The 11,431-nt window shown below is 67.9% G+C and carries 8 protein-coding genes and 2 pseudogenes; 4 read left to right on the top strand and 6 right to left on the bottom strand.

The genetic code is table 11. The annotated features are described in order from the left end of the window. On the top strand, positions 1–909 hold a 909-nt coding region (locus Q0S71_RS09450), incomplete at its 5' end, for an acyl-CoA dehydrogenase family protein (RefSeq protein WP_295994198.1). A 341-nt stretch (positions 910–1,250) separates the two neighbouring features. Here Q0S71_RS09450 and Q0S71_RS09455 read toward each other — a convergent pair. After that, the gene (locus tag Q0S71_RS09455; RefSeq protein ID WP_295994199.1) at positions 1,251–2,171 is read right to left on the bottom strand and encodes a YihY/virulence factor BrkB family protein; all 921 of its coding nucleotides are present in this window, start codon (positions 2,169–2,171) and stop codon (positions 1,251–1,253) included. A gap of 34 nt (positions 2,172–2,205) precedes the next feature. Beyond that, entirely contained in the window at positions 2,206–3,957 is a 1,752-nt protein-coding gene (locus Q0S71_RS09460) for an ABC transporter substrate-binding protein (protein ID WP_295994211.1), read from the bottom strand. A 356-nt stretch (positions 3,958–4,313) separates the two neighbouring features. Here Q0S71_RS09460 and Q0S71_RS09465 point away from each other — a divergent pair, with 356 nt between their 5' ends. The 3 genes and pseudogenes from Q0S71_RS09465 (at position 4,314) to Q0S71_RS09475 (ending at position 8,152) form a co-directional block, all read left to right on the top strand. Then, positions 4,314–5,552: a nucleoside recognition domain-containing protein gene (locus Q0S71_RS09465; protein WP_295994201.1), complete on the top strand. Its 1,239-nt coding sequence runs from the start codon at positions 4,314–4,316 to the stop codon at positions 5,550–5,552. A 19-nt stretch (positions 5,553–5,571) separates the two neighbouring features. Further along, positions 5,572–7,134, top strand: coding sequence for a D-alanyl-D-alanine carboxypeptidase/D-alanyl-D-alanine-endopeptidase (gene dacB, locus Q0S71_RS09470; RefSeq protein ID WP_295994203.1), 1,563 nt, complete (start codon positions 5,572–5,574; stop codon positions 7,132–7,134). A gap of 52 nt (positions 7,135–7,186) precedes the next feature. Next, a pseudogene (locus tag Q0S71_RS09475) lies at positions 7,187–8,152 on the top strand (aldo/keto reductase). A gap of 145 nt (positions 8,153–8,297) precedes the next feature. Here Q0S71_RS09475 and Q0S71_RS09480 read toward each other — a convergent pair. The 4 genes and pseudogenes from Q0S71_RS09480 to Q0S71_RS09495 form a co-directional block, all read right to left on the bottom strand. Beyond that, a complete protein-coding gene (locus Q0S71_RS09480; RefSeq protein ID WP_295994205.1) occupies positions 8,298–8,912 on the bottom strand; it encodes a M15 family metallopeptidase in 615 nt (204 codons plus the stop codon). Positions 8,913–9,143: 231 nt separating this feature from the next. Next, positions 9,144–9,914, bottom strand: a pseudogene (locus tag Q0S71_RS09485) (N-acetylmuramoyl-L-alanine amidase); the annotation flags it as partial. Next, on the bottom strand, positions 9,911–10,906 hold the full coding sequence (locus Q0S71_RS09490; protein ID WP_295994207.1) for a BadF/BadG/BcrA/BcrD ATPase family protein: 996 nt from the start codon (positions 10,904–10,906) through the stop codon (positions 9,911–9,913). The gene Q0S71_RS09490 and the pseudogene Q0S71_RS09485, both read right to left, overlap by 4 nt. Positions 10,907–11,100: 194 nt before the next feature. Further along, the gene (locus tag Q0S71_RS09495) at positions 11,101–11,310 is read right to left on the bottom strand and encodes a hypothetical protein (protein WP_295994209.1); all 210 of its coding nucleotides are present in this window, start codon (positions 11,308–11,310) and stop codon (positions 11,101–11,103) included. Positions 11,311–11,431 lie beyond the last annotated feature (121 nt).

An 11,431-nucleotide genomic window follows, 5' to 3' on the forward strand; every position in this document is an offset into this window, starting at 1 on the left:
ATCGCGGCCGGCGACGGCGGCACCTCGACCATCATCTCCGTCAATAACTGCCCCGTGTGCAGCATCGCCATGATGTACCCCGACGAGCGCCAAAAAGAACAGTGGCTGCGTCCGCTGGCCCAGGGCGACATGCTGGGCGCCTTTTGCCTGACCGAGCCGCACACCGGCAGCGACGCCGCCGCCCTGCGCACCACGGCCACGCGGGACGGCGAGCACTACGTCATCAACGGCACCAAGCAATTCATCACCAGCGGCAAGTACGCCGACGTCGCCATCGTCATGGCCGTGACCGACAAGGCCGCCGGCAAGAAGGGCATCAGCGCGTTCTGGGTGCCGACGGCCACGCCCGGCTACATCGTCGCCGGCCTGGAACAGAAGATGGGCCAGCACTCGTCGGACACGGCGCAAATCCTGTTCGACGACTGCCGCATCCCGGCCGAGAACCTGATCGGCGCGGAGGGCCAGGGCTACAAGATCGCGCTGTCGGGCCTGGAGGGCGGACGCATAGGCATCGCCGCGCAGGCGGTCGGCATGGCGCGCGCGGCCTACGAGGCGGCGCTGAAGTATGCCAGGGAGCGCGAAAGCTTCGGCAAGGCCATCTTCGAGCACCAGGCCGTGCAGTTCCGGCTGGCCGACATGGCCACCCGGATCGAGGCGGCGCGCCAGCTGATCTGGCACGCGGCGTCCATGAAGGATGCGGGACTGCCGTGCCTGAAGGAGGCGGCGATGGCCAAGCTGTTCGCGTCGGAGATGGCCGAGCGCGTCTGCTCGGATGCGATCCAGGTCCACGGCGGCTACGGCTATGTGTCCGACTTCCCGGTCGAGCGCATCTACCGCGACGTGCGCGTGTGCCAGATCTACGAAGGCACGAGCGATATCCAGAAGCTGCTGATCGCGCGCGGACTGTGATGGAAAAAGGGGAGGCCGAGGCCTCCCCGCTTTTTCGCGGACGAAAAAAAAGCCCGCTTCCGCAGGCTTTGTTCCAATGTATTACCTATGCTTTAATCGTTTGGACGCCAGTGCTATCTGCAAAGTGCCTCCAGTGTCTCGGGCGCCCATGCTATCTGCGTGGTGCCCCCAACGTGTAATCGACCAACGTATTCGGAATTACAACTCCAAGCTGTTGCTGCCATCTACGAACCAAACTTACACAACCCGGTTCGCGGCGCTAGCCTGGACAGTGGGACTGTCTGCAAGCAAACCTCACCACTGGGCGTAGTGTAACACAGATTGTTTGTGCGGCGCACAAATTATTTACCCATGGGAACCGAGGCCGTCGTCATCGGCGTCGGCGCCTGGTCTTGCCGGCCGCGGCCGGCGCGCTCGAATTCGGATATCACCTGGGCCCCGAACAGCAGCAGCGTGGCGCCGATCTCCAGGCTGAACATGACGACGATGGCCGTCGTCAGCGAACCGTAGACCACGTTCACCTGCGACAGCGTGGAAAAATACCAGACCAGCACGTGGCGCGCGATTTCCCACAGCAGCGCCGCCGTCACGCCGCCGATCAGCGCGTGCGACAGCGACAGCCGGCCCACCGGCATCACCAGGTATATCGAACTGAGCACGAGGATTTCCCCGGCCAGGCCCAGCAGATACAGCAGCGCGCCCGACACGCCGTGCAGCGACCAGGCGCGGCCGAACAGCTGCACGCTGTCCTCGCCCAGCACCTGCAGGCTGCCGGCCACCAGCGTGACGAGCAGCATGCCGGCGCACAGCGCCAGGATGTAGCAGTAGGGCAGCAGCGCCGACACCAGATAGCGGCGCCGCCGTATCGCCACGCGGTGCTTGAAGATGACGCACATGGCGTTTTCCAGCACCGTGAAGGCAAGCGAGCTGAAAAACAACATGGTGACCGCCAGCACCGGCCCTATCGTGTCGCGGTGGGCCAGGAAATGGGCCACCTCGGCCACGATGGCCTTCGACTGGCCCGGCACCAGCCATTCCAGATAGCGGCCCACCGTGGTCAGCAGGTCGGCCTGGTCGATCAGGTGCGACAGCGCCACCACCACCAGCATCAGCAGCGGCACGATGGACAGCAGCGAGTAATACGCGACCGCGCCGGCCAGCAGCAGGCCTTGGTTGGCGCGGAAGCCCCGCACCGTTTGCAGCAGGAAGCCGAGGGGATGGGCCAGCACGTAGGCGAGCGCGCGGCGGTTAATCAATTGCATGGGCGTTCCGGCGGCGGGATGAGATGGCACGATTTTACCGAGTCGCGCCGAAGGCGCCGTTCCGCTTGCGCTCGCGCTCGGCGGGATCGACGTCGAGGAAGCGCCACGACGTCAGCTCGACCGGATGGCGGCGGTAATATTTCAGCCACGGCTGCTGCACGTCGGCCGAGATCGGATGGGTCAGCAGCACCCACGGGTTGTAGGCCGCGATCAGCTGCGACAGCTCGCGGTACAGCGCCTGGCGTTGCGGCGTGTCGCCCAGCAGGCGCGCCTGCTCGTAGCGCTGGTTGTACTGCCACAGGTCGAAGCGGGCGTAGTTGGCGCGGTCGCGGTTGGGACCGTACAGCAGCTGGAAAAAATTGTCGCCGTCGGGGAAATCGGCCACCCAGTTGGTCTCGAACATCATCACCTTGCCCAGCCGCGAGGCCTTGATGATCTCGGTTTTTTTATCGCTGCGGAAGGCCACCCGCAAGCCGATGGCGTTCAGGTTCTTGCGCCACAGCTCGTCGCGCAGCCGACCCACGGTCGAGGCCTCGGTCGCCATCTGCAAGGTCAGCGGCTTGCCGTCGGGCAGGGTGCGGAAACCGTCGGCGCCGGGGCGGTAGCCGTAGCGGTCCAGCAGCGCCCGCGCCAGCGCCGGATCGTAGCCGACCGGGCTGCGATAGCCGGCGTCGTAGCCGCGCACGTCCGGCGGCAGCGGCGACTGCGCCGCCAGCGCCAGGCCTTTTTTCAGCAGCGCGATATCTTCGCGGCTGTCGTAGGACAGGGCGATGGCGCGCCGCAGCGCCACCTTGTCCTTGCTGTAGCCGCCGATCAGCGGATCTTCCATATTCATCCACATATAATAAGTTTGCAGCACGGGAAACTGCGACAGCACCAGCCCGCGCCGCGCCAGCTCCGGCCTCAGCGCGCCGCCCGACATGACCATGTCGCGCATCGATTCCGGCACCTGTTCCAGATAATCGAATTCGCCGCCGAGAAAGCCCAGCACGCGCGACTGGTATTCCTCGACGATCTTGACGTCGATGCGTTGCAGCAGCGGCAGCCGCTTGCCTTCCAGCGCCGCCGCCAGCGCGCGGTCCTGCGGCGCGATGCCGGCGTCGACGCCGGCGTGGAAGATGGTTTCGCGGAAATCGGGATTGGCCAGCAGCGTGATGCGGTCGCTGTGCTGCCACTGGCCGACCATGAACGGGCCGCTGCCGACCGGATGGTTGCCGACCTGGGCGCCGTAGGCTTCGACCACCTCGCGCGCGACGACGCCGGTCGCCGGGCTGGCCAGATAAAACAAAAAGTTGGGATCGGGCGCGCTCAGGCGGATGCGCAGCGTGTATTTGTCCAGCGCCTGCAAGCCGGCCACCGGCACGTTGTAGCCGAACTTGCCGGGCGCGAGGGCGGCGTCGCCGGCGATCTTGCCCTCGAACAGGAATAGCCACGGCGACTTCAGCGCCGGATCGTACAGCCGCTTGAGGCTGTAGACGTAATCCTGCGCCGTCACCTCGCGCCGCACACCCTTGAAGGCGGGATCGGGCGTGAAATAAATGCCGGGGCGGATCTGGAATGTGTAGCTGAGGCCGGCGCCCTCGGCGCGCGGCATCGCGCCCACCGTGTTTCCACGCAGCCGCACGGGACGCGACAGATAGGCGTAGCGCAGCAGCGGATCGAAGATGTTTTCCATCAGGCTCAGACTGGCGATGTCGGAGGCGACGGCCGGGTCCAGCCCGGTCTCGCCGGTGCTGAGGAAGGCGTGCAGCACGTGGGCTTCGCGCCCGGCCGGCGCGATCGACATGGCCGGCGCTGCGGACAAGGTAGGCATAGTCGGCAAGGTAATCGACCCGGCCGGCGCGGCGGCCACGGCGGCGTATGCTGGCGCCGCCGGCATCGCGGCCAAGGCCGAGGCCGTGGCAAACATCGAGGCCGTGGCCGTGGCCGTGGCCGTGGCCGTGGCCGTGGCCGTGGCCGTGGCCGTGGCCAGCGCCGGTCCCCGCAGCGCGACGCGCATCGTCCCCAGCCATCCCCTTAAAAACCTCATCAGCGATCCATCCATGGTTGCGTCCGAAACCGAGCATACGGCCAATTTTTCCTCAACACAAGCCGCGCTGCCCCTATACTTTGCACACCACCATTTTCCCCGGAATTTATCGCATGTCGCTCAATTACATCTGGTCCGGCTTTTTCCTGGTCGGCTTTGCCGCCGCGCTGGCACAGTGGCTGTTGTTGGGCGATACCGAAATCTTCAAACGCATCATCGACGGCACCTTCGACTCGGCCCGCAGCGGCGTGATGGACATCGCCCTGCCGCTGGCCGGCGTGATGACGCTGTGGCTGGGCATCATGAACATCGGCGAAAAGGCTGGCGCCATCAACGTGCTGGCGCGCATCATCTCGCCCTTCTTCGCCCGCATCTTCCCGGACGTGCCCAGGGACCACCCGGCCACCGGCCACATGCTGATGAATTTTTCCGCCAACCTGCTCGGTCTCGACAACGCCGCCACGCCCTTCGGCCTGAAAGCGATGCAGAGCCTGCAAACCCTCAACCCCAGGCCGGACGAGGCCAGCGACGCGCAAATCATGTTCCTGGTGCTGCACACCTCCGGCCTGACGCTGATCCCGTTGGCCATCATGGCACAGCGCGCCATCCTCGGCGCGCAAGACCCGTCCGACATTTTCATCCCCTGCATGATCGCCACGTATGTGGCGACGGTGGCCGGCATCATCGGCGTGGCGATACGCCAGCGCATCAACCTGTTCAACCGCGTCGTGACCGGCTGGCTGGGCGGCATGACGGCCGCGATCGCCGGCCTGATCTTCTATGTCACCCACTATCTGAACAAGACCGAAATCGAAACCATGTCCAAGGTCGTCAGCAACCTAGTGCTGATGCTGGTGATCGTCGGCTTCATCGTCGCCGCGCTGTGGAAAAAGGTCAACGTCTACGACGCCTTCATCGAGGGCGCCAAGGGCGGCATCCAGACTTCGCTGACGGTGATCCCCTACCTGGTCGGCATGCTGGTGGCCATCAGCGTGATCCGCAACGCCGGCGTGTTCGGCTTCGTCGTCGACGGCCTGCACTGGGCCGCCGTGCACCTCGGCCTGAACGCCGACTTCGTGCCGGCGCTGCCGACCGCGCTGATGAAGCCGCTCTCCAGCAGCGGCTCCAAGGCGCTGATGATAGACGCCATGAAAACCTACGGCGTCGATTCCTTCGTCGGCCATTTGACGTGCGTGTTCCAGGGCTCGGCCGACACCACCTTCTACATCGTGGCGCTATACTTCGGCTCGGTCGGCATCCGCAAGACGCGCTACGCGATTTCCTGCGGCCTGATCGCCGACTGCGCCGGCGTGGTGGCCGCCATCTTCGTGTCCTATTTATTTTTCCACTGAGCCGAGATTGAACACCGCCATGCCGCAACCACGATCCCTCCCGCGCCTGCCATCGCTGCTGACGCTGCTGGCCGGACTGCTGGCCAGCGCCAGCGCCCACGCCGTGCTGCCGGAGCCGGTCGAACAGCTGATGCTGGCCGCGCACATTGCCGACTCGTCCGTCGGCGCCATCGTGCTGCGCGGCGACGCCACGCTGGTGGCGCACCAGCCGCAGCTGGCCATGCAGCCGGCCTCGGTGATGAAGGTGCTGACGACGATGGTCGCGCTCGACCAGCTGGGTCCGGCGTTCCATGGCCGCACCGAATTGCGAAGCAGCGCGCCGGTTGTGAACGGCGCGCTGCAAGGAACGCTCTACCTGCGCGGCGGCGCCGACACCGACCTCAACGAAGACGTGCTGCGCCACCTGCTCGAAGCGCTGCGCAGCCAGGGCATCCGCACCATCGCCGGCGACATTGTGCTCGACCGCCAACTGTTCCAGCCTGCGCGGCCGGACATCGACGCGCCGCCGTTCGACGAATATCCGGCCGCGTATTACAACGTCATACCGGACGCGCTGCTCCTGAACAGCAACCTGTTGCGCATCGACTTGCGGGCCGACGCCGGCGCGCTGACGGCGACGCTGCTGCCGCAGCTGGAGCAGGTCCGCATCCGTTCCGACATGAAGCTCGTCAACGCGCCATGTGCGACATGGGAAAGCGGCTGGCAGACGGCCGACACCGTGCGCAGCGGCGAACGCATCACCATCGTCCTGCACGGCAGCTTCCCGAAAAACTGCGCCGCCGCGACCAGCCTCAACCTGCTCGACCGGCATGATTATCTTGAACGCCTGCTGCGCGCGACGTGGCGCCAGCTGGGCGGCAGCCTGGGCGGCGCCGTGCGCGAGGCCACGCCCGACACGGCGACGCCGGCGGGCAGCCGCCTGCTGGCCGAACACGCTTCGCGGCCGCTGCCGGAAATCCTGCGCGACACCAACAAGCATTCCGACAACGTGCTGGCGCGCACCCTGTTCCTCAGCCTCGGCAGCCTGCAAGGCGATGCGGCGCTGGGCAGCCGGCCGCTGCCGGCGGTCGCGGCGACGACGGCGACGACGGCAGCGGACATCGACGCAGCATCGGGCGCGTCGCCTGCGCCCTTCCCCTCGACCGCAGCGCGCGCCGAGCAAACCGTCCGCGACTGGCTGCAAGCGCACGGCATCGCGGACCGGGCCCTGGTGCTCGACAACGGCTCCGGCCTGTCGCGCAGCGAGCGCGTCACGCCGGCCCAGCTGGCCGGCGTGCTGCAAGTGGCGCAGCGCAGCCCGTGGGCGCCGGAGTTCCTCACCAGCCTGCCGATCGCCGGCCTCGACGGCACGCTGCGCAAGCGCTTCAAGGACGGCCCCGCCGAGTGGCGCGCGCGCCTCAAGACCGGCTCGCTCAACAACGTCGTCGCCATCGCCGGCTACGTGCCCGACGCCAATGGCGTGCCCTGCATCGTCGTCGCCATCATCAACAGCGAGCATGGCGGCAACGGCGCCGGCCGCGCCGTGCTCGACGCGCTGGTCGACTGGGTGGCCCGCTCCGGCACGCCGCCAGCGCCGCATTGACGCATCTGGTAGCATGGTCGCCACTGTACAAGGAGAGGCAATGCGACATCGGATGTTAGGCAAGCAGGGATTGCAAGTGGCGGCGATCGGCCTCGGCTGCATGGGCATGAGCCATACCTACGGCCAGGCCGACGAGGCCGAATCGGTGGCCACGCTGCACCGGGCGCTGGAACTGGGCGTGAATTTTTTTGACACGGCCTAAGTCTACGGCCCGTATCACAACGAGTCGCTGCTGGGCCGCGCCTTCAAGGGCCGCCGCGGCGAGGTCGTGCTGGCCACCAAGTTCGGCTTCGACTTGCGCGACGGCGTCAACGTCGGCGTCACCAGCCGGCCCGAGCACATCCGCGTCGCTGTCGAAGGTTTGCTCCAGCGCCTCGGCACCGACTACATCGACCTGCTGTACCAGCACCGCATCGACCCGGCCGTACCCATCGAGGACGTGGTCGGCGCCATGGCCGACCTGGTGCGCGAGGGCAAGGTGCGCTACCTGGGCCTGTCCGAAGCGGGCGTGGCCAATATCCGCCGCGCCCACGCGGTGCACCCGATCAGCGCGCTGCAAAGCGAATACTCGCTGTGGGAGCGCAATCTCGACGACGACATCTTGCCGGTGCTGCGCGAACTGGGCATCGGCCTGGTCGCCTTCAGTCCGCTGGGACGCGGTTTCCTCAGCGGCTCGGCGCAGCGCGCGGAAGCGTATCCGCCGTCGGACTTCCGGCATCAAGACCCGCGCTTGCAGGGCGCCAATTACGACGCCAATATGCAGGCGGCCGCCGCCGTGCGCGCGCTGGCCGAATCGCGCCAGGTGACGCCGGGCCAGATCGCGCTGGCGTGGGCGTTGCATCGCGGCGACGACATCGTGCCGATACCGGGCACCAAGCGGCGCGCGTATCTGGAACAGAATGTGGTGGCGGCCAGCGTCGCGCTGTCGCCGCAAGAGATGGAGCTGCTCGACCGCGCGCTGGCCCACGTGGCCGGCCCGCGCTACAACTCCGAGCGGATGGCGACGGTCGACCGCTGACCCGGCTAGTAAACTAAAAACGGGGGCAGCCAGCAAACTAAAACGGGGTCAGACCACAGTTTCGAGAGATTCATTCGAAACTGTGGTCTGACACACGGTCTTGACCCCGGTGGACACGGCGGCTGATTTACCTGGTCGTCGGCCGCTACAGCACGCGCGTGTAAGTCCGGCGCACCAACTGGCGGTCGCCGCAATCGAAATGCCACCATTCGCTGGCGATGCCGACCCAACCGGCCTGCCCCATGGCGTCGCGCAGCAACTGGCGGTTGGCGATGTGCTGCGCCGTCAGCGCGCCGCGCGCCAGCATCCGCGCTTCCAATGCCGGCTGCGAACGCTCGCTCATGTCGTCAAAACCGGTGCCCATGTCCAGCTCGCGGCCGTCGGCGCCGCGCAGCGTCACGTCGACCGCCATGCCGAAGGAGTGGATCGAGCCGCGCACCGGTTCGGCGATGTATTCCAGCAGATGCGTGTCCTGCAACGCGGCCCACAACTGCTCTTGCACGCGCTGCGGACGCAGGGCGTCGAGCACCAGCAGCGTGACGTCGGGCCGGCGTCCGGCCAGCCACGACACCGCCCGCGCCAAGGCCTCGGCCGCATCGCGGTGCAGCCACGCGCAATCGAGGTCGGGGTATAAAACGCAGCCGACGAAATTGTCCGCCGTGGCGTAGCGCAGCTCGACGGCGATGCCGGCGATGGCGCTCAGGTGGCGGAATGCGTCGTGCCGCGCCACCTCCTCGATGTCGATGGACGGCGGCGTCATGGCGTCATCGCCTCGTGGCTCTCGTTGGCGGGCAGGGATGGCATGATCGCGCGCGCCGCTTCAGTGCGATTCGACTGCGGCCGGGTTGGCGGCCGACGGCTGCGGCTGCGGTGGCACCGGTGGCTGTGACGGCGTGGACGGCTGCGGCTGCGACGGCAGCGATGGCGCCGTCGCAGCCGGCATGGCAGGCGCCGCCGTCGGCACGACACCGGCCGGCGTCGTCAGCACATCAAGCAGCGCGGCCGTTTCCGCGTCCGGCTGGCCGTCGAATTTCGCGGGCCGGAACTTGGTCTGGAACACCGCGATCACATTCTGGGTGGCCTTGTCGAACTGGCCGTTTTGCGGCACCGCGTAGCCATGCAGCGCCAGCTTCTTCTGGAACCACGCCGGGTCCGGCAGCTGCGCCAGGTACTGCGGCAGCTGCGCGGCGACGCGGCCGGCGTCGGGCCACGCGATCAGGCCGGCGTCGGCCAGCCGCTTCCACGGGAACAGCGGGCCCGGATCCTCCTTGCGCTGCGGCGCGATTTCATTGTGGCCGAGGATGTTTTCCGGCGCGATGTGGTGGCGCGCGACGATCTGGCCGAGCAGCGCGATCAGCTGGTCGATCTGGGCCGGCTGGAACGGATACCACAGCCGTCCCTCCGGCGTGTCCTTGAAGCCGGGATTGACGATCTCGATGCCGATCGAGCTGCCGTTGAGCAGAGTGTAATTCTTCCAGTTGCTGACGCCGGCGTGGTTGGCCTGGCGCGACTCGTCGACCAGCGCGTAGAAGAAGGGCGGATCGGTGTCGGTGAGCAGATAGTGGCTGCTGACGACTTCCTCGGTCAGCGTCTTGAGCGAACTGGGCAAGTTGCCCACCGTGTAGTGGACGATGACGAACTTGATGCGGTCGCTCTGGCCGCGCGCCACATACGTGGTGTCGATTTTCGGCCCCGGCGCGGCGCAGCCGGCCAGCAGGGCGGCGAACGCGGTGAACAGCACGGTGAGCAGCAGTTTTTTCATGGAGGGTCTCGTCGCGGATCAAGAGCAGAGTGTAGTGCAATGCGCGCCGCCGCGCGATGCGGCTGCGACTCGGCCTGGCGCAGCCGCAGCGCCGCCGGCAGCGCGGCCCGCATCGCTTGCACGATGGCCGGATGCAGCGTCGCCGCCCGTCCCGCCAGCGCGACCGGCCGCGCGCCGTGACGCGCCGCCAGCGCCCGCGCCAGCCGCGCCAGTTCCGCGCCGGCCTGGCGCAGGATCAGCAGCGCCTGCGCGTCGTCGTCCGCGCTGGCGGCGACGGCCAGCGCCAGCCGGCCGATGGCGCCGCGCTGCTGGCCGTACATGAAGTCGCGCGACAGCGACCAGTCGGCGCCGCCGATGTGGGCGAACACGGCGCGCGCCATCGCCGACTCGCGCCAGGCGCCGGGCGCCTCGTCCTCGGCGCGCCAGATGTGGCGCAGCGCCTCGCGCGCGATCCAGTAGCCGCCGCCGCCATCGTCGAGCAGCACGCCGCGGCCGCCGGCGCGGTGGAAGACGCCGTCGGCATCGATCCAGGCCGCGATCGAACCGGTGCCGGCGTAAACCAGATAGCCTTCGCCGGGCGCGAAACTGTCGAGGTAGGCGATTTCGATGTCGCTGCGCAGCGCGACGGCGGCGGCCGGGATGGCCAGCGCATCGGCCAGCCAGGCGGCGAGGGTGGCGCCGTCGGAGCTGGCGCCGGAACTGGAACCGGCGTTGGCGCCGGAAATGAGACCGGAGCGGGAAGCGACATCGAATCCGGTCAGGCCGGCGCAGACGCGCGCCGGCTGGCCGACATCGAGCACCGCCGTCGCCAGCGCGGCGAAGGTGAGGCGCACGGCGACGCGGCCGGCCGGGTCGGCCATCTGCGTCGCCGACAATCCGGCGACGCTGCCTTCGGCGACGATGACGCCGTCGCCATCGGCCAGGGCCCAGCGCGTTTGGGTGCCACCGGCGTCGATGCCGAGGGCGAGCTGGTGTGTGCGATCATTGGTCATGGTCAGCCTTCGGTCGGGACCGATGCTACAGCCCCGCAGTAAAAAGTATCGTCATCAGCGCCGCAGCCTAAACGGCGCCGCAGCCCGCGTGAGCGCAGCCGCCGCGGCCAACCGGGGCCGGCCCCCGCTCGAGGATGGCGGCCGCAGTCGGCGCCTTCACGGGCGCGATCCGCCCCCGGTACTACGCGCCATCATCACCGCAGCACCGACACCCGCTCGCTCTCGTTACCCAGCCGGTCTATCGCGCTGACGACGACCATGTTGACCGCACCGGCCACGGGATCGTCGGGCAACAGCAGCGCCGTCCGTCCGCCGGGCGCGACCGCGAAGCGCCACTCGCTGCCGTAGCGCGACCACAACGCATACACCGCCACCGCCTGACCGCCATGCGCGGCGGCGCCCACACCAGCGCCGGTCCCCACAGCCGGCCACGCCGTGGCTGGGCGCGCAGGCGCCGGCGGCGCCGCTGGTGGCGGTGCGGCGCGACGGCGCGGCGCTGGCGCTGAAGCTGGCGGCGGGGGCGGC

It is taken from the genome of Rugamonas sp., from assembly GCF_025354735.1.
In the GTDB taxonomy this organism is placed as follows: Bacteria; Pseudomonadota; Gammaproteobacteria; order Burkholderiales; family Burkholderiaceae_D; genus Rugamonas.